This is a genomic window from Paenibacillus sp. NPDC093718, assembly GCF_050279985.1.
GTDB lineage: Bacteria > Bacillota > Bacilli > Paenibacillales > Paenibacillaceae > Paenibacillus_AQ.
Genome location: NZ_JBNNUS010000003.1, coordinates 128,746 through 147,436 on the forward strand (window position 1 = coordinate 128,746; position 18,691 = coordinate 147,436).

Below are 18,691 nucleotides of genomic sequence, written 5' to 3' on the forward strand. Positions count from 1 at the left end.
GCTTTTTTGAACTTATGCGGCTAACTTGGTAAAGTGTATACATAGAGTAGTAAAAATCTTCTATATGACGCTTCAGCCATTTATGAATAACATTCGAATAGGGTCGACAGGAAAGATCCACAGAGAGAAAGGGTGTAGAGTGAACATGTCAGAACTTGTCGTTCAAACGAAAGCCGGGCGTATTCAAGGCGGTTCGGAAAACGGAGTACGCGTATGGAAGGGAATTCCTTATGCGAAGCCCCCGGTTGGCCCGCTTCGATTCCGTGCTCCCGTGCCCCCCGATCCATGGGACGGGATAAAAGATACCACTGCCTTCAGCCCCATGTGTCTTCAACCGCTTGAATCCACCTCAAGCATGCTAGGCGGAGGAGTGACCAAAACGGTGTCCGAGGATTGCCTCTATCTCAATGTGTGGGCACCCCTGAACACGCCAGCGGAGCCGCTGCCGGTCATGGTATGGATTCACGGGGGCACTTTCGTCACAGGCTCCGGCAGCTTGCCAAGCTATAACGGCACGCCTTTCGTACTCCGAGGCGACGTGATTGTGGTAACAATCAATTACCGACTGGGTCCGCTCGGCTTTCTCCATCTCTCCCCATACGGCGAATCCTTTTCCTCCAATACTGGTTTATTGGACCAAATAGCGGCCCTACAATGGGTACGGGATCATATTGCGGGCTTCGGCGGCAACCCCGAACGGGTTACCGTATTCGGGGAATCGGCCGGCAGCATGAGCATCGCAGCCTTACTTGCAATGCCGGCAGCCAAAGGGTTGTTTCACCGGGCCATCATGCAAAGCGGTGCTGCCCAAGTCATGGCTCCGGAACAGGCAAAGATGGTAACGGCTGGTTTGCTTAAAGAGCTGGACATCTCGCCTGACCACATCCATCAGCTGGAATCCCTGACAGGTGAAGAAATATTCGAAGCCGGGGAACGCTTGAAGAAACGGATCGGACCCGGCGTAAACATGATCTTCCAGCCGGTGCTGGAGCCGGACACGCTGCCTCATGATCCGCTGCAGGCTATTCAATCGGGCTGGGCCAAGGACGTGCCGATCCTGATCGGAACAAATCTCGATGAAGGCGCCTTGTTCTTCCGGCCGGACATGCCGCTTGTCAAGGAGGACGATCTTGTCCGCACCGTTGAAATGATGACCGGCATCCATGATGCTGCCCCTATCACCAAGGAATACCCGTACAGCATCGACGGACATGCCCAGATTATGACTGACCTGTATTTCTGGCGCTCGGCCCTGCAGTTCGCTTCCGCTCAGAGCAAGCACGCGCCGGTATGGATGTACCGATTCGATTGGACGCTGCCGAATCATCCGGTTCTCGGCAAAGCGATGCACGCTCTGGAAATACCGTTTGTATTCAACACGCTGGCGCTGTTTCAGAACATCGGTGTTCAAGTCGATGCTGCCACGCAAGCCCTGTCCGACCGGATGCAGGATGCATGGATTGCATTTGCGCGCAATGGCTCACCGGATACGGAGGCACTGCCGTGGCCAGCTTATGATCCCGTGTCGCGCTCAACGATGATATTCAACAACGACAGCAGGATCATCGAGGATCCGGATGCGGAGAAACGGGAATTGCTGCAATTATAAAATGGACAAGCCCTAAGCAAGGGCCCTCTTTTGCGGGAGGGGATCCTTATAACAGCAAAAAAGCTGTATTTCCAGGCATGACATCATGGATATCATGCCGGAATACAGCTTTTTGTTATTTGCAGGCGGCACATGCACATACGCCGCTAACCTCTGGCGTACTTCTTACAACGCCCGGTTCAGCCTCCGTATTAGGAACCCTGAATCGGAACCGAGCACTCTTTATTTCACAGCTCCCTGCGTAATGCCGTTGATGATCCACTTCTGCGCGAACAGATAAATGATGATCATCGGCAGCATCGCCATCAGATATGAAGCAAAAGCCAGATTGAAATCTGTATTGAACTGCCCCTGGAAAATATACTGCACAAGCGGCAGCGTGTAGGAATCCGTATCGCTGATAATGATGAGCGGCAGCAGGAAGTCATTGTAGGTCGAGAGGCAGATCAGAATGCCTACTGTCGCATTGATTGGCGCCATAATCGGGAATATGATCCTCCAGAATGTCCCCCAAGTCGACGTACCGTCTACTCGGGCTGCCTCTTCCAGCGCCACCGGAATGGATTTGATATAACCCACGTACACAAATACGTTAAATGCCAATGCATATACAGTATGCAGGATCGTAAGCCCGACCAGATTCGTCATATTGAACCCGGCTGTCAGCTTGACCAGCGGCAGCATAATGATCGGGAACGGAATGAACATGGCGCTGATGAAGTAGAAGTATAAACCCTTGAAGAACCTCCGGTTCATATTGCGAGCAATAGCATAAGCGACGAGCGAATTGGTCAGCAGGGTCAGTACTACCGTTGCCGTCGTTACCAACGCGCTATTGCCCAGCGCGTTGAAGAAATTGGTCATTCGGATGGCATTCGCAAAATTCTCGAAATGCAGCTCCTTCGGCAAGCCGAATACGGAAGCCAGCATGTCCTCCGGCGTTTTGAGCGCAATCGTAATCGTCATGTAGAGCGGGAACAGAATCAATATCGTACCCAATGTGATGAGAATCATTACCGTCCAGTTGGTTTTCGTCCGCATTACATGTCCCCCTCTCTTCGCTGCAGGAACCGAATCTGCACAATCGATATTGTGGCAATCAGGATGAAGTAGATCACGGAGTTCGCGGATTGATAAGCAAACTCCCCTCCCTCGAAGCCGCCGGTATAGATCAAGTGGGAGATCGACTGCGTCGCCCGGCCCGGACCGCCGTTGGTGAGGGCTACGATCTGGTCAAAGACCATCAGGGAATTCTTCATTGCAAGCACCATGTTGATCGTAAAAAACGGCGCGATCAGCGGAAACGTTATTTTCCAAAATTCCTGCCAGCGGTTTGCTCCATCGAGGTTGGACGCCTCGTACAGTGTGTGAGGGATAGTCTGGAGCCCCGCGAGATACAGGATCGTGTTATAAGCTATTCCCTGCCATACCGCCACCACCACGATCCCGATCCAAGCATGCTGTTCACTGCCAAGGATATTGGTGGACAGCCATTCGATCCCGAGGTTTTGCCCCCAGATGGTGAACACATTCGAGAACAGATAGTTGAATATGTAACCAACGATCAGCACACTCAGAATATTCGGAAGAAAGTAGATGCCTCTGAAGAAATTCCTCGCTTTGATTCTGGCATTCAGCCCCATGGCAATCAGCAGACTGAAGATGTTGATCAGGATGGTTACCACGACCGCGAATTTGAATGTGAACCAATACGCATTGCCCACATTGCCGTCCTTGAACAGATTGACGTAATTCTTGAATCCGATGAAATCGAAGTTATCGCCGAATCCATTCCAGTTCGTGAAGGAGTAATACACCCCCTGCAAAGCCGGCAGTGTCAGAAATACGAAGAACAGCACGACCGCTGGCACGGTCATCAAATAATAAGGCATAAGACGCTTGTTCATGTTGGGTCCTCCTCAATGCTCGTGGTTATCGTGTAACAGCGTCGACGCTCCGTTAGCGCCTGTCCGCTACTTTGTCCCATTCGGTGTCCAGCTTCTTTAGATACCCGTCGATATCCCTATTCTGGAGGAAGGATTGGATCACCGAGTTCAGCTGCACGGCCGCAGGAATATAGTGATCGGCAAAATCGATGACTTGGCCCCGCTCCAGATATGGCAGCAGCTCCGCAACGGCAGGATCATCCTGCGTCACGCCCTCAACAGTGGAGAACAGCGTTTGCTCTGTTATATATTGCTTGCTATTCTCAGGCTCCAGCAGAAACTGAATGAAACGCTGAGCCTCCTCTTTATGCTTCGAGTCCTCGGAAATAGCCAGCAGAGTATCAACGCCCGAGATCAGTTTATTCTCCTCCGGATTATCGCCGGTTGGCAGCGGAAAGAAGCCGATCGGCGCATCCGGATTGGCCTTCCGGATTTCCGGAATTGCCCAGGTCCCCTGGATATACATGGCGGATTCTCCCCTCGCAAACCCCCGGTTGCCGTCCGCGTAGTTCTTGCCGAAGTTATCCCCATGGCCATAGTCCATCAGCGCGAGCTGCTTCTCCGCAATCTCTCGATACTTCTCGGCAAACGTTACCGTGCCTTCCCGGCGATCCATGTAAAATTCGATGCCTTCCAGATTGGATGCCAATGCGTTAAACGGCAGCACCGTCTGCCAATCGTCTTTATAAGTGAAATAGAACGGGATTTTCCCGGCATCCTTGGCCTTCTGCGCCGTAGCTAACAGCTCGTCCCAGGTCTTGGGAACGCTGAGCCCCAATTCCTTGAAAATTTCCGTATTGTACATCACGCCGTTAGCGTTCGTGGAAAAGGGAATCCCCGTAACCTCGTCCATCCCGGCTACGTCTTTCAGCATCTGGACATAGGTCTCATCCACCTGACTCAGCAGCGGGTTATTCGTCAAATCCATAAATATGCCGCTTTGCGCCAGCAATGAATAAGTGTCGGTTGCACCCATCCCGATAATGTCAGGAATATCATTCTTGACGACTCTTGTCTTGAGTACGGTCTCCGCATCCGGCGGATTTACCTGAACAACCTTGATCTCGGATTGGGATTGATTAAATTTCTCAATTAGTGCATCAAAGGAGCCTTTCGCTTCAGGCTTATTCTGAAAAAATTCAAGCTGCACGCGTCCCGATTCCTCTTTTGCACCGCAAGCGGTCAGCATCAATACAGTCACCAAACACGCCGCGCACCATTTACCAAGCTTCATGGTCTGCCCCCCGTTTCATATCCTGATGTAGTTTTGGTCAAAGTCCATGTCTATTTACTACCCTTTTTGCTTGGTTGGTAAACCTCATGGACTCCAAGACAGCGCTCCGGATACCTTGTAAGACAACAGAAAAAAAGTCTATTTGACGTTCCTTCACCCATGACAGATTACGTTTAAAGGAAGCTTTTTTGCGAGTATCCTATGGTTCGGATTCGTTGAAACGGATACCTTCCATAAACATAAAAAAAACCAGCAGATCAGGGTCTTCATCCTGATCTGCTGGCGAGAATCGGCTGTCATTTCATAGCCCGATTCAACCTACTCCAACCATTTTTTATGAATGTCAGCAAACTTGCCTTGCAGCTTCATTTCGTCAATCCACATTTCCAGATAGCTTGCATACTCAAAGTCGCCGCGAGGAATCATGTAGCCTTTTTCGCTGTTCGTGAAAGGCTTATCCGTCAATGCAGCATACAGTCTGGAATCTGCTTTTGCATACGTAATCGCTTCGATCGTATCGGTAATCATGACGTCATACGTACCGTCTGCTACCAAATGCGGGATATCCAGGTTATTTGGAACGACGGTTACATTAGCTTTTGTCAGATGCTCGCGTACGAATACTTCGTTCGTTCCGCCCGGATTGACGCCAATGCGAACCGAAGGTTTATTAATGTCTTCAATCGTCAGGTATTTGTCCTTGTCTTCTGCACGGATCAACGGTGCTTTACCGAAGGAAATGTACCCTTGGGATACATAAGCCGTTTTTTGTCTTGCCGTGTTGCGGGTAACGCCGCCCACTGCGATGTCGAATTTATCAGCCTGCAGATCCTTCATCATATTGGACCAAGTGGTGTTGACGTAGCGAACTTCCACGCCAAGATCCTTACCAAGCTCTTCCATAGCGTCGACGTCATAACCTTCATACTCTTTTGTAGCAGGATTCAAATATGTAAACGGTTTGTAATCCCCTGTCATACCAACCCGGATGTAGCCTCTTTCGATAATTTCGTCAAGCTGGGAAGCCGCTTGTTTCTTTAGTTGTCCAGGTGCATTGGTCGAAGCCGATTTAGCGGATACCTCCGGTGATGTAAGCACTTCGTTTGCAGCAAAACCCGTTGCCACCAATGATAAGCTGACTACCCCTGCAAGTAATACCTTTTTCCAATTCTTAGCCATGTCTTCGTTTCCTCCAGTTTTCATCTAGTTGTACATCCTGATGCCCCTTGGTTGGCAGCGGCATCGACCTGCCTGAAACACTCTGATCATCGTCTTGCTGGTACTTTCCCTGACTTACTGACTTACTGCCTTACACGTTACGATTTGAGCCTCTTTTCTTCCAGGCATCCCCCCTCTCAAGTACCCATACGTGCGGTCCATAAGAACGGAATGTTAAAGCCTGAATTTGGAAAGCTCTTTGCTAAGCTCCTGAGCGACTGTCTCCAGATGTTTGACGGAGTTCGAAATTTCCTTGATGGTTGAGATTTGATCTTCCACTGCGGCAGACACATTTTGGGCGTCGCTTGAAGTCAGATCTGCGATGGATTTCAGCTCTTCCACCGAAGCGCTGACCTGTTCGGATCCCGCCGACATTTCCTCGGAAGCTGCCGATACCTCCAGAATGTGGTCAGCCACGTTGCGTGTCGCACTCAAAATGTTATCGAATTTCTCGCGCACCTCTTCAATCAGCGCAATTCCATCCTGTACATCCTTCCGGCTTACGTCCATCACCTGTACGGCGTTAATTGTGTCCTCGCGGATTTCCGTAATCAGCTTCGCGATCTGATCGGTTGATACCTCGGACTGTCCAGCCAATTTCTTGACTTCCTCAGCCACGACTGCAAAGCCGCGTCCATGCTCGCCTGCTCTGGCTGCTTCAATCGAAGCATTCAAGGATAGCAAACGAATCCGGGAGGTCACTTCCGTGATGAAGCTCAAAATCTGCTCGATTTCGGAAGAACGCTCATTCAAGCGCTCAATTGCCGTGCCGACCTTGGTCGTGCCCGCGCCGATGTTGCCGATCTGCTTCACGGCTTGTTCAACGACAACCGATCCGGTCTCCGCTTGACTTGCCGCCTCCTGTGCAGCTTCGGATACCATGGAGGACGTTTCGGCTATTTTGACGATCCCGCTTGCCATGTCACTCATCGATACTGCGATTTCGTTGGAGCTTGAGGCGTGAGCATTCGCGCCGCTGGCAATTTGACGAATGGAGGCGCCGATACGATCCACGCTGTCCATAGCCGTCTCCACCCCGCTCGAAACGGTCTCCGTTACCGACATAACTTGTCGGGAAGAATCGTTCACACCGAGGACCAGATGTTTCAGATGCGACACCGTCTGGTTAAAATCGCCGGAAAGGACGGCAACCTCATCCTTGCCGCTAACCTGAATGGTCTTGGTCAAATCGCCTGCCGCAACTTCCTTAACTGCCGTGTTGAGCCTGCGGATCGGCCGGACGATCTGTGCCGTGAACCAGACCGCTGCACCGGCGGAAACGACCAGCGCGGCAACCGAAATAATGACTAACGTAACCGACATCTCCGTGATCGGAGCATTCAGCTCCTTGGTCGGTGCCGTTACGAATATGCCCCAATTCAAATTGGATGGAGCGAAAGCCGCCGTGTATTCGACGTTATCCAGAACATATTCGAATTCTCCCATCTCTCCTTGACGCACCTTGTCAAAAGCTTGGGATAATTCCGTGCTCTCCACGTCTTCGACCTTCTTTTGAAGGACGAAATCCTCTGATGGATGCCACATGAACGTTCCCGCTTTGCTTAGAAGAAATGCGTACCCGGTATCTCCAAAGGTTTGGGAGGATACTTTTTTCTGCACCTCGTTGATCGGAAGCGTTGAGCCCATGTAACCGTACTGTTTTCCATCCTTCATCAACGGAATGATCATCGTTACGATGTTGTTGCCCGTACGCTTGGAAAGCACCGGCTCCGATACAACCAGCTTGCCTTCGCCCTTCCCGGCCTCCTGATAGTGAACGCGATCGGATACATCAGTCACTTCACCCAGAAAGTTAATGACATTCTTCCCGGTCAAATCGTACGAGAAGAAAAAGGTTTCAAATTCCGGGTTCACTTCCTGCGCCGCTTGTATCAATTGCAAGTCTTGCGCTTTATTCCCTGTGACGAATTTCCCCACGCTTTCAACCTTGGCAATTTCCACGTCAAGAAACTGGTCGATCTGAAGCGCAAGTTTCTCCGCGCTAAGCTGCGCTTCTTTGTCCAGGCTCTCCTGAAGCAATACGGAGGACCGGTTGTAAGTTACGGCAAAGACGGATCCAAGACTGACGAGCAAGAGCAAACAAATCATTGTAATCATTTTTTGCTTGAGACTCTTTAGCATGCTGTAAACCCTCCCCAAAAATAGTGCCTGGGTCCTATCTGATCATTCGTCCAAAATTTTTGCAAGTGCTCTTTTTTCTGTAAGGACTTTCTCTCTACAAACAAAAATGAACAAATTACGTCGAAAAATCATGGTATAAAATGGTGAAATAAGACTCCACTTTATTAGTTATCGGTAGGGTATGTTCGTTTTTTGAGAGGTTAATGAGACATTTTACACAATTCGACATTAACGTAAGAAAGCGAAAGTTCAGGTGTCCATCTAGTTCAAAAGATTTAAATATATATAAATATTTTCATACATCTTTAGTCCCTGCTAACAGATTCCAGAAATTCTTGAGTTTATATGAAACGGAGGAATAGAAGCTCGTCTGGATAAAAGCAAATAAGGCTGTCCCCTATCAAGCAGAATGATCTGCTTTTAGGGAACCAGCCTTATTTCATTGCAATGGATTCTTAATTTACGAACAGATATCCTTGTTCATTATAGGCATGGAGCAGCGTGTACCTGCTGTTTCGAACCTTGTGGGCCTCACCCAGGCTCCGCTTCAACAATTCGCTCTTGATCGGAAGCTCCGACACCCCAGACGGTCCGCCGACCGTTCGCATCATCTCAGCCAGCTCAGCCGGTTCCGGGATTTGTGTTATATGCGACCGGATTTCATTCCAGTGCTGCGTGATCCGAAGTGCAGCATCATTCGCACTCTGGGAGGCGTCTCTGTTCATCTCAAGCCCCTGTTCCCCCAGACGATGATACAGCTTCGAGATTTCCACGCAGGCGGCACCTACCTTGGCACCGTGCAGCAGCTGCTTCTCCCCCAGCCGGATAAACTCCATCTCCCAATAGTGGGACAGATGATGCTCCGAGCCTGAAGCCGGATGGGATTGACCGAACAGCAGCATGGCTAAGCCGGATTCGACGAGCGCACCCATTAAGAGGCGTACCCCCTCCTCGGTTCGCTCCGCAATCTGTTCTATCCCTTTCACGCACTGGTTAAGCGCAGATCGCGTAATATCCGCTGAGATTTGCAAATAGGGTTCATCGGCCACCAGGCTTCCGAATTTCCAGTCGAACAGGGAGGTATATTTGCCCAGCATATCCCCGAACCCTGCCGCGGTAAGCTGTGGGGGAGCCGACATGAGAATATCGACGTCAGCAAAAATCGCGCTCGGTCCAATGGCTGGTATCGTCTTTTTCTCCCCTCGTATAATGACGGGTGCTCCCTTGGAATTAAATCCATCCACCGAAGCGGCCGTGGGTATGGAGATGAACGGAATGCCCGCGGTATAAGCAGCATACCGGCTAATATCGTGAATCGTTCCCCCGCCTACCGCCAGCACCGCCTTCGCCCCGCTTTGCTGGATATCCAGTATGACCTGAATCAGGGAAACCTCATCCGCTATAACATCTCCCTTCCGGTCCGGAAGAAGCCTGGTGACTTGGACCTGAATCGAGGATTTCGTGAGCAGGCTCGCAAGCGCCTGGCCCGCTACGTCATAGGTATTGCCGTCTACGACCATCACCGCCGAGGTCCAGCGTTTCGTCTCAAGGTAACCCGCGACCTCGCGCAGAGCTCCGGACTGGATCTGAACCAGCTCCACTTCGTCCAGATTCGAAAGCTGCCTAGCAGGTAAGTTCGCCGCCAAACTTCGGACATTCGATAAAATGGAGGTCATATCGGGGTGCCCTTCTTTCCGATCACAGCCATCGCCGGCAGCGGGTCATTGCAGGTCATGCCGGTAACCCCGCATTCCAGCGAATAGCGAACACCCTTCTCATCGTCCGGACAATAGCTCCAGACCAGCAGCCCCTGTTCCTGAAACCGGGCAACGAGCTCCGGCGTAAGCAGCGACATCTCCACGCCGATTGCCCACATCTTGGAGTAGGTTCCATCCTCGCCGAAGACAAATCGGGACATTTTCTCGCCAGGAAAACCCTGTGTCTTCAGACCATGCGTATCATGAATATGGGTCAGAACTTCTGCATCGAAGCAGGTGAATACACAGCGCGGCAGGTACCCGTACTGGTTCAGTATGTCAATCGCCAGGTCGGCGGCCTCTTGGGCATCGGGACTGGGCTTAATCTCCACGTTGCACAGAACTTCGGGATATTCCCGGAGCAGTTCGCATAGCTCCGCAAGCGTCGGAATCTTCAATCCCTCAAACTCCCGAGCGAACCAGTTGCCCGCATCGAGGGATTTCAGCTCTGCAAGCGTATAATCCCTCACCTCGCCAGTGCCGCTCGTCGTACGCTGAACCGTTGCATCATGGATAACCACCACTTCCTTATCCCGCGTCAGCCGGAGATCAAACTCCAGCATATCTACCCCTAACTCCAGCGCCTTGCGAAAAGCCAGCAGCGTATTTTCCGGATAAGCTGATTTATACCCGCGGTGTGCAGCCACCATCGTACAGGATGGTTCCCGTAGTCGTTCGATCATATGTCCTGCCACTCCTTTACCAGTTGTTATTGGGCCAAAATCCGTTCCGTCTCTTTCTTGAAGGTATCCAGCGTAGCCGGAATATCCTTGCTGTCATACATGATCGCTTCCATGGCCGAGAAGAACTCATGCATAATCTCAGGCCATGCCACGTCCTTATTGGTATCTGTAGCAAATTCCAGCTGATCATAGGCGACTTTGCGGTTCGGTTCTTTGGCCCACAGCTCTTGGATCTTCTCCGACTCCACCATCTTCTTCGTGAAAGGCAGGTACCCGGATTGTAAAATAAATTCAAGACCGCCTTCCTCTTCCATCTCCATCCACCGGATGAACTCCCATGCCGCTTCCTTGTTCTTGGAAGAGGACAGCATGGTCACATTTGCGCCTCCGGTCGGATTCGCATACACTTCGTCCTTAGGCAGGAATGTCGTCACGTAATCGAAATCCACCGCGCTGGACAGCCCGCCAATCGATCCCGTAGATTGATACATCATTCCGACCTTGCCTTCCACAAACATGCTGTTCACAATGTTGCCGGAATCCTGAGCCGGCGGATAATACAAGGCGCCTGTGCTTTGCAGATCTTTAAGGTAAGTGAACATCTTGACGCCTGCACCGTTATCCGAAAAGCCGATCGACGTATTATCATCATTGAAGAAAGTGCCGCCCGCCTGCGAGATCATGGCAATCGGATACCAAGTGTCATAAGGCATCGTAACGCCGTAGCGCTTATACTCGCTGCCTTCCTTAACCACCAGCGCATTGGCGACCTCCTTCAGTTCCTCCCATGTGGTCGGAATTTGAAGGCCCTGCTCATCCAGCAAGGTTTTGTTCACATGCAGAATCGGGGTGGAACGGTTCAGCGGCAGCGATACCAATTGATCATTGAAGGTGGAGTGTCCCATCAGTCCCGGCGTAAAGTCATCGACGCTGATGCCAGAGCCTTCAAGATAAGGCGTCAGATCTTCAAGCACTTCCGAATCGGCGAACATCTGAACGTAGGCTCGCTCCAGCATACTGACATCCGGACCGGTATCGGATGCTATCGCCTGCTGCAGCTTGGTTACCGTCTCGTCATAACTTCCCTGGAAGGTGCCTATCACTTCGATGTCCTCATGGGATGCATTAAAACGCTGGATGAGAGCGTCCATATATTCCCCGTTCTTGCCGCCCAGCGAGTGCCAGAACTGAACCGTGGTTTTTCCTTTGTCTCCGGACGGTGCTTCGGTTCCCCCGCTGCCCGGGGCTTCGCCAGGATCACTGGAAGTTCCCCCGCCACCGCATGCGGCAAGCAAACTGAACAGCATGATGACGGATAGCAGTGTATACCATTTGGATTTCATATGACTCATTCCTCCATTAATTATTCGATTATGAATTGCTGAACCCTGTCATTTCCTGTAATTATTTAATGCCTGAATAAACAAAAGCCTTCACGATGTGTTTCGAGCAGAATACATACACAAGCAGGATGGGCACCACCAGAATCACATTCCCGGCCATAATAATATGCCAGTTGCTGATGCCCTCGGTCTCCCTTAGCATGGCGATCCCCAGGGTCAACGGCCGGACAGCAGCTGAATCGGTCATGACGAGCGGCCAGAAATAGTCATTCCAGTGGCTGACAAAGCTGAACAGCGCGATGGTAGCTAGTGCCGGCTTCGACATGGGAATCATGATTTTCCGAATAATTTTGAATTCACTCGCATTGTCAAGACGGGCCGCTTCAATGATTTCCTCCGGAATCTGCATGAAGTACTGCCGCAGCAGGAAGATGCCGAAGGCATTCGAGATGAACGGGATGATCTGCGGCAGCAGGGTTTTGACCAATCCCCAATCCGCCATCATCAGATAAACTGGAATGAACGTAACCTGTCCCGGGATCATGAAGGCCAGCAGAATCATGCCGAACAGCAGCGTTTTTCCCGGAAACTTATACTTGGCAAATGCATACGCGGCTGGAATCATGATCAGGAACTGCAGTACGATGATAGAACCGGTGACGACAACCGAGTTCCTGAAATAGGTCAGGAAAGGCCCCGCATTCATCGCCTCCGCGAAGTTGCCCCACTGCGGCGATGCCGGAATCCACGTCGGCGGAAACGTCATCGTCTCCCGGAATGTCTGGAGCGATGTGGAGATCATCCACAGGAACGGAAAGATGAATATCATGAGCACTGCCGCCTTCAGCAAATAGCCCAGCGCCGTCCATACGATTTTTAAGTCAAAGGTCTTCAAACCGCGCCTCCTTTCTTCGTGGCCAAAGCCTTACAGCCTTATTGATAGTGGACCTTCTTGGATAACAGCCGGAAATAGATGAACGTGAGCAATCCGATAATGGCCATGAGCACAACGCCTGTCGCGGCCGAATAACCGATATTGGTCGTTCGGAATCCGTATATGTAATACACAAGCGTCGTCGTTGCATTGTTCGGTCCTCCGCCCGTCATCACCTGAACGGTATCGAATACTTTGAAGGAACCGATCGTCATGATGATCAGGATAAAAAACAGCTGCGGCGAAATCATCGGCAATGTGATTTTGTAAAACACCTTGAACCTGCTGGCATTATCCAGCGCTGCCGCTTCATAGATGCTTGGCGATATGCTCTGCAGGGCTGCCACGATAATCAGGGTGTAATAACCGATGGCCTGCCAGACCGATACGATAATGACGGATATCAATGCGGTCTTGGAGCTTTGCAGCCATGCGGACGGCGGGAGCCCAACCAGCTTGAACAGATAGTTGAGAAGTCCTTGATTCGGCTCCATCAGCCACAGCCAGACCAGTGAGATCGACACAATCGAAACGACGTGCGGCGTGAAAATCCCGGCCTGAACGACCGAATTGAAACGGCCCTTCTTGTTAAGCCACACCGCAATCAACAGGGACAGCAGCATGGTAAGAATCACGACGCCAACTGTATAGACGGAGGTGTTCCAGAGCGCTTTGTAGAAATCCCCGCGACCCAGAATCTGGGTGAAATTGTCCAGTCCGACAAACTTGCTCTTGTCCTTGTTCATCAGGTTGTATTTGAACAGGCTTAAGTAAATCAGATAACCTACCGGATACATCACAAACAGCATGATACCCGCCATGGCCGGCGCGATCAGCACATAGGGCCTGATCCCTTCCCAGATCCGCTTCTTATCCATGAGCCAGCCCTCTCAGCCGCTCCATGAACTCCCTATAGCGGACGTCCTGCGCTTCGATCCGGTTCTCATCCGCTCCGAAGAAAAACAACTTATCCGCCGGTACGCCGAGATATACCTCCTGATCGACATGGAACTGGTCATCCTGACACTTCACCATGAATGCCTGGCCCTCCGTTGTCCTCACCTGATAAATCGTCTCGGATCCCAGCATTTCGCGCGTGATGACCTCCCCCTTGGTCGTATAAAGAAACGACTCCGGTTCTGTGCCAATCACGACGCTCTCCGGACGGAATCCGAATGTGGAGCGATCGTCGCCAAGCGGCGCAATGTTCATGGGGGGAACCCCGATAAACTGGGCGGCAAACAGATTGCTGGGCTCCCGGTACACTACTTCTGGCGGCGCTTCCTGCTGAATGACGCCTTTGTTCATAAGCACGATGGTGTCTGCCATCGACATGGCCTCGATTTGGTCATGGGTCACATAGACAAAGGTCGTTCCCAGCTTCTTGTGCAGCTCAATCAGCTCGATCCGCATCTGAACCCTGAGCTTGGCATCCAGATTGGACAACGGCTCATCCATCAGGAAAACGGACGGATTCTTAACCATCGCCCGGGCCAAAGCCACCCGCTGCCGTTGTCCGCCGGACAAGGTGGATGGCTTGCGATCCAAGTAATCGTTCAGTCCAACGGTTGCCCCTATGGTCTCCACCAGACGTGTTCGCTCGGTTTTGGGAACCTTGTTGTTCACGAGACCAAACTCAATATTCTCGCGGACCGACATTGTCGGGTAGATCGCGTAATTCTGGAATACCATGGCCACGCCGCGTTTACCCGGCGCAATGCGCGTAACATCCTTGCCATCGATAAGAACGGAACCGGAGGTTTGAGGGTCAATGCCCGCGATCATCCTTAGGAGCGTTGTTTTCCCGCAGCCTGACGGACCGACCAGCACGGTGAATTTTCCGTCCTCGATGGTTAGGTCCAGGTCCTGTATGACGGTTTGACGATCAAACGACTTGCTTACTTTCACAAATTCAATGGATGCCAAGAGCGATCCCCCTCACGAAAGTGTAATGATGCTGTCATGACAAGCGAAAAATAAATGAATCCATAAAAATGAAATCCCTTACATGCATCTGATAATAAGTACGCATCAAATGCACAGGTAATGATCACTTTTGTTCATTTTTATTTAATTCGATTGTAGATGTGCAATATTAGGAGAGTGTTAGACCTTCGTACGGATTGTGTAAATTCGCTTCGCAGCAAGGGATTTAACATGGCATTAACATAATGGGAGTACACTAGATAGACATGGAATCCTTAAGCATAAAAGAGCAAAAGTGCGCATTGTATGTACTAACGTACCTGCACCGCTCATTGTCTATTTAGGAAGGGAGAAATTATCGATTGCTGGCACATGAACGAAAGAAAAGGATTATTGATTATGTAAGGCAATATCGAACGGCAACGGTTGCTGCGCTGGCATCTGAATTCGGTGTTCACACGGCCACCATCCGCCGCGATCTGGCGGAGATTGAGCAGGAAGGCGCTTTGAAGCGCACGCATGGCGGGGTCATCATGGAGCAATGGACGCATAACGAGCCGTCCTTTAATGAGAGAACCAACTTTCACCGGGACGAGAAAATACGCATCGGCCAGCTCGCGGCTTCACTTGTGGAAGACGGGGAGAATATCATCATTGATTCGGGAACAACCACCCTTCATATTGCAACGCATCTTGTGCACCGCTCGGACATTACGGTCATTACGAACGATATGAACGTCGCCGTCGAACTTCGTGATGCTCCAGGCATCAAAGTCATCCTGACCGGCGGGGAGCTGTACCCCTCGAGTTACATGCTAAACGGCATGTTTACCGACCATGTGCTGAAATCCCTGCATGTCGAGAAAGCATTTATCGGTACCCCTGCCCTGCATCCTCAGCATGGTCTCATGCACCCGGAAGCACTGCTCGTCCCGGCCAAGCAGAACATGATTCAGGCCGCCGGCGAAATTGTCGTTGTCACCGACCACAGCAAGATCGGCAAGCTGTCTCTGCACACGGTCGCTCCCAACAGCGCGATACATACCCTTGTCACCGGCAGCGAGGCTTCCGACTCGGATATCAAGCCGTTTCAGGAACGGGGCATTACCGTGTACAGGGTTTGAGGCTTGCACACTTTGCACACTTTGCATACCTTGCGTCCTTTGAGTACCTTTGCATACCTTCGCACCTTTGCATACCTTCGTACCTTTTGCGTACCTTTGCATCCTTGGCGTACCTTGCACACCTTGCGTACCTTGCACACCTTGCATACCTTGCGTACCTTGCACACCTTGCATACCTTGGCATACTTTTCATAAATGCATACCTTGGCGTACCTCGGCATATCTGAATATCCTTCCTGCAGAAAACACAAAAGGCACCCCTAGGGGTGCCTGATCAAGCTGCTGCTTGCCGGCAGCTTGTTTATTTTTATTCCACTGTTATGTTTACCATCCATACTCGCTTTTTTTCGCGATCCCCCCCTTAGCTTAGACCAAAAGAGCAATAAGCAGAAATTCACTGAACGCCCCAAAATACGATCGCCATATCATTCAATATGTCCAAAACTCAACGGTCGACAGCCAATCTAAGCATGCCCCGGACCACGCACCGTGCGCACAGGGAGCAGTGCGCACGATGTACTTGTTCAATGGTATAAGGACTTCCTAACGGACTCAGAATACCTTATTTCATAGAAAACAACCCTTTTAGTAACTTTAGCGGACCCAGCGGACCTTATTTGCTGTTTTAATCGGTATTTGCTCCCGTAATTCTCATAATAGCGGATCTGGAGTCCGGTACATTGTGAAAAATCGGGTTATAATCTTAAATAACGGAACTAGGGTCCGTTAAAGTTGACGAAAGCCATGAAATCATCGAATGAAGAACATCGACAGTCCGTGAACCCACCCAACATTTCTATAGGTAATTCCAAGCGCCACCAGGGTCAATGCGTACAGATGGAAGCTATTTCCTCTACACTTATTAATGGAAGCAACAAAAGGAAAGATTCCCCCACTCTCTCATTTCCAGCCGGCTGCTTAAAAAAGATCCGGCAGTCATAAGACGCCGGACCTCTCACACTATCGATTAAGGAATGACCTTCCAAACTTCGGCAGATCCAGGAGTTTCGCCTTGAGTCCACCATCTTGCTTCATAGTTCACGCCGTTGTGGCTGACTTTGCTGCCACCTAAATAAACGGCTGTTGCGCTCCATGCCGGATAGGTCGCTGCGCTTCCGGATGTTGATACGGTAAGCGGAGGGGATGCTGATGATTTGCTGCCCGTACTGCTTACGGCTACCACAGTATACGTATAGGACGTTCCTTCGGCTAACCCCGTATTGGTATAGGAGGTTGTAGTGGATGTACCTACAAGGGATCCGTCACGGTAGATTTCGTAACTGGAAGCACCTGTGGAAGCTGCCCATGCCAAGGAAACACTGTTGTTGGTTTGGGATGGGGAAGTAAGTCCTGTCGGTGCTGGTACGCCTGGATTCGGAGTTCCACCGCCAAAGTCCACATCGATAACGTTATAGAAAGCGTTAGCTGTGTCAGCTACTTCCCATACCGCCAGAATGACATGGTAACCGGACTTTGCAGGAACGTTACAAGTGGATGCATAGTTTGTCGGAGGTTTTACACCGCCGTAGTCAATGGAGCAGAAAGGCGTCAGATCAAACGAAGCTCTGCTCAGCGGAGCATTTTGATTCCAGCCGTCTTTTGTAATGTAGTATTTCCAGCTTGCCGTCGCATGGTTGGCTGTCAAATGCCATTGGAACGTTGTGGTTCCCGGGGAAATGCTTACTTTGCTCCAGCGAGTTGCGGATTGCTCGTCAAGTTTAGGGAACGCGCCGCCTGCACTGGCAATTTTGCCATCGGCAGGGCCTGCGTTCGGCCAGCCTTTAGGAGCTTCCAAGCTTTGAGGCTCATACACGATTGCGCCGCAATCGGTGTTTTGCCCCTGCTTACACAGAATGGCGCGGCTGCCTGGGGAATCGACATATCCGTGGGCAAAAGCTTTATCTGCAAATAAAACCATGAACAAGGTCATCACTAACATCGTGGAACCGGCAATGATTAGATGCTTGAGCCAAGCTTTGTTCGGTAAACTTAAAGTCATACAATTAATCCTCCTTTAATATAAAAGATAATAAATAAAACGCTTACATAACCTCCGGCTGATCAGGCCACCTCCCTCTCTTTGATACCTTAGTTGCCCTCTTAACTTGCTTGATAACTTGACTGAACTTGGAAATCTTCCACAACCATCGTCCAAGCTTTACCAGTACTATCATTATTTTAAAGCATCTGAAAGCCGTATCCCATAACACTAATCAACGATTTGTTACACATTTCAATGAAATTGGATAAATATGTAACCTGAAATGTTATGAAAACACACAGAAATTGCAGAAAAAAATCACAAAAAAAGCATGCCTCCCCTGGGGGAACCATGCTTTCATTCCATGCTGTTCTATCCGTTCAAACCGCGCAACGACTCCTATTCCACACCGTCCTTAAAATGCTTCTTATAATGTTTATCCCCTTTGTGTTCCAAATCCTCGATCGTAAGCTCCAGGGTATGAATGATCTGTTCCTTGACCTGATTCAACGTATCAAAATACACGTTCTCCTCCGATCCTACAATGCGTGTGCCGCTGAGTGCCTGAACGGCCTGGTAGATCCGGTGCTGTTCGGCCAAATCGTCAACGGCTTTCAACGTATGCTTCATCTGAAGGAACAGGTCCTTATGATGCTGGGTCGTCAGACGCTTTTCAAGTTCCTCGATTCTGGCATTCATGGCGCTCTCTCCTTCACAATAAGCTGCTTTTGATTATACTTCCCTGACATTTTGCATTTCCAAAAAATCCTTCTTATATATATCACGGTTTCTTT

15 protein-coding genes are annotated in these 18,691 nt (G+C 50.4%); 2 read left to right on the plus strand and 13 right to left on the minus strand.

The annotated features are described in order from the left end of the window. Positions 1 to 145: 145 nt before the first annotated feature. The gene (locus tag ACQKPA_RS10450) at positions 146 to 1,609 is read left to right on the plus strand and encodes a carboxylesterase/lipase family protein (protein WP_427491925.1); all 1,464 of its coding nucleotides are present in this window, start codon (positions 146 to 148) and stop codon (positions 1,607 to 1,609) included. Between the two features lie 222 nt (positions 1,610 to 1,831). On the opposite strand, the gene ACQKPA_RS10455 is transcribed toward ACQKPA_RS10450, so the two are convergent. The 11 genes from ACQKPA_RS10455 to ACQKPA_RS10505 all read right to left on the minus strand — a co-directional run bounded on the left by ACQKPA_RS10455 (position 1,832) and on the right by ACQKPA_RS10505 (position 14,792). After that, entirely contained in the window at positions 1,832 to 2,650 is an 819-nt protein-coding gene (locus tag ACQKPA_RS10455) for a carbohydrate ABC transporter permease (RefSeq protein ID WP_427491927.1), read from the minus strand. Then, the gene (locus ACQKPA_RS10460; protein WP_127594633.1) at positions 2,650 to 3,516 is read right to left on the minus strand and encodes a carbohydrate ABC transporter permease; all 867 of its coding nucleotides are present in this window, start codon (positions 3,514 to 3,516) and stop codon (positions 2,650 to 2,652) included. Before ACQKPA_RS10460 ends, ACQKPA_RS10455 begins: the two co-directional genes overlap by 1 nt. A 52-nt stretch (positions 3,517 to 3,568) precedes the next feature. After that, entirely contained in the window at positions 3,569 to 4,789 is a 1,221-nt protein-coding gene (locus tag ACQKPA_RS10465) for an ABC transporter substrate-binding protein (RefSeq protein WP_427491929.1), read from the minus strand. A gap of 318 nt (positions 4,790 to 5,107) precedes the next feature. After that, positions 5,108 to 5,968, minus strand: a complete 861-nt coding sequence (locus ACQKPA_RS10470) for a transporter substrate-binding domain-containing protein (RefSeq protein WP_119850065.1) — start codon at positions 5,966 to 5,968, stop codon at positions 5,108 to 5,110. 213 nt (positions 5,969 to 6,181) lie between these two features. Continuing rightward, the gene (locus tag ACQKPA_RS10475) at positions 6,182 to 8,149 is read right to left on the minus strand and encodes a methyl-accepting chemotaxis protein (RefSeq protein WP_427491931.1); all 1,968 of its coding nucleotides are present in this window, start codon (positions 8,147 to 8,149) and stop codon (positions 6,182 to 6,184) included. Between the two features lie 455 nt (positions 8,150 to 8,604). After that, positions 8,605 to 9,825 carry a sn-glycerol-1-phosphate dehydrogenase gene (locus ACQKPA_RS10480; RefSeq protein WP_427491933.1) on the minus strand — a complete coding sequence of 407 codons (1,221 nt, stop codon included), beginning with the start codon at positions 9,823 to 9,825 and terminating at the stop codon, positions 8,605 to 8,607. Continuing rightward, a complete protein-coding gene (locus ACQKPA_RS10485; protein ID WP_427491935.1) occupies positions 9,822 to 10,589 on the minus strand; it encodes a glycerophosphodiester phosphodiesterase family protein in 768 nt (255 codons plus the stop codon). Before ACQKPA_RS10485 ends, ACQKPA_RS10480 begins: the two co-directional genes overlap by 4 nt. A 26-nt stretch (positions 10,590 to 10,615) precedes the next feature. After that, a complete protein-coding gene (locus ACQKPA_RS10490) occupies positions 10,616 to 11,932 on the minus strand; it encodes an ABC transporter substrate-binding protein (protein ID WP_427491937.1) in 1,317 nt (438 codons plus the stop codon). Positions 11,933 to 11,993: 61 nt separating this feature from the next. Continuing rightward, entirely contained in the window at positions 11,994 to 12,827 is an 834-nt protein-coding gene (locus ACQKPA_RS10495) for a carbohydrate ABC transporter permease (RefSeq protein ID WP_427491939.1), read from the minus strand. A gap of 38 nt (positions 12,828 to 12,865) precedes the next feature. After that, positions 12,866 to 13,744, minus strand: coding sequence for a carbohydrate ABC transporter permease (locus ACQKPA_RS10500; protein WP_326112029.1), 879 nt, complete (start codon positions 13,742 to 13,744; stop codon positions 12,866 to 12,868). Then, complete coding sequence (locus ACQKPA_RS10505) at positions 13,737 to 14,792, minus strand: ABC transporter ATP-binding protein (RefSeq protein ID WP_427491942.1); 1,056 nt, start codon at positions 14,790 to 14,792, stop codon at positions 13,737 to 13,739. The genes ACQKPA_RS10500 and ACQKPA_RS10505 overlap by 8 nt, the downstream gene beginning before the upstream one ends. Positions 14,793 to 15,154: 362 nt before the next feature. Here ACQKPA_RS10505 and ACQKPA_RS10510 point away from each other — a divergent pair, with 362 nt between their 5' ends. Then, positions 15,155 to 15,916, plus strand: coding sequence for a DeoR/GlpR family DNA-binding transcription regulator (locus ACQKPA_RS10510; RefSeq protein ID WP_427491944.1), 762 nt, complete (start codon positions 15,155 to 15,157; stop codon positions 15,914 to 15,916). Positions 15,917 to 16,883: 967 nt separating this feature from the next. On the opposite strand, the gene ACQKPA_RS10515 is transcribed toward ACQKPA_RS10510, so the two are convergent. Both ACQKPA_RS10515 and ACQKPA_RS10520 read right to left on the minus strand, forming a co-directional pair. Further along, complete coding sequence (locus ACQKPA_RS10515) at positions 16,884 to 17,915, minus strand: lytic polysaccharide monooxygenase (protein WP_427491946.1); 1,032 nt, start codon at positions 17,913 to 17,915, stop codon at positions 16,884 to 16,886. A 381-nt stretch (positions 17,916 to 18,296) separates the two neighbouring features. Next, entirely contained in the window at positions 18,297 to 18,596 is a 300-nt protein-coding gene (locus ACQKPA_RS10520; protein WP_113058223.1) for a hypothetical protein, read from the minus strand. Between the last annotated feature and the right edge of the window lie 95 nt (positions 18,597 to 18,691).

Coding starts and splice junctions, on each gene's coding strand:
- ACQKPA_RS10455 (WP_427491927.1), bottom strand. CDS start 2,650: ATGCGGACGAAAACCAACTGGACGGTAATGATTCTCATCACATTGGGT.
- ACQKPA_RS10500 (WP_326112029.1), bottom strand. CDS start 13,744: ATGGATAAGAAGCGGATCTGGGAAGGGATCAGGCCCTATGTGCTGATC.
- ACQKPA_RS10485 (WP_427491935.1), bottom strand. CDS start 10,589: ATGATCGAACGACTACGGGAACCATCCTGTACGATGGTGGCTGCACAC.
- ACQKPA_RS10520 (WP_113058223.1), bottom strand. CDS start 18,596: ATGAATGCCAGAATCGAGGAACTTGAAAAGCGTCTGACGACCCAGCAT.
- ACQKPA_RS10480 (WP_427491933.1), bottom strand. CDS start 9,825: ATGACCTCCATTTTATCGAATGTCCGAAGTTTGGCGGCGAACTTACCT.
- ACQKPA_RS10465 (WP_427491929.1), bottom strand. CDS start 4,789: ATGAAGCTTGGTAAATGGTGCGCGGCGTGTTTGGTGACTGTATTGATG.
- ACQKPA_RS10470 (WP_119850065.1), bottom strand. CDS start 5,968: ATGGCTAAGAATTGGAAAAAGGTATTACTTGCAGGGGTAGTCAGCTTA.
- ACQKPA_RS10450 (WP_427491925.1), top strand. CDS start 146: ATGTCAGAACTTGTCGTTCAAACGAAAGCCGGGCGTATTCAAGGCGGT.
- ACQKPA_RS10490 (WP_427491937.1), bottom strand. CDS start 11,932: ATGAAATCCAAATGGTATACACTGCTATCCGTCATCATGCTGTTCAGT.
- ACQKPA_RS10460 (WP_127594633.1), bottom strand. CDS start 3,516: ATGAACAAGCGTCTTATGCCTTATTATTTGATGACCGTGCCAGCGGTC.
- ACQKPA_RS10515 (WP_427491946.1), bottom strand. CDS start 17,915: ATGACTTTAAGTTTACCGAACAAAGCTTGGCTCAAGCATCTAATCATT.
- ACQKPA_RS10475 (WP_427491931.1), bottom strand. CDS start 8,149: ATGCTAAAGAGTCTCAAGCAAAAAATGATTACAATGATTTGTTTGCTC.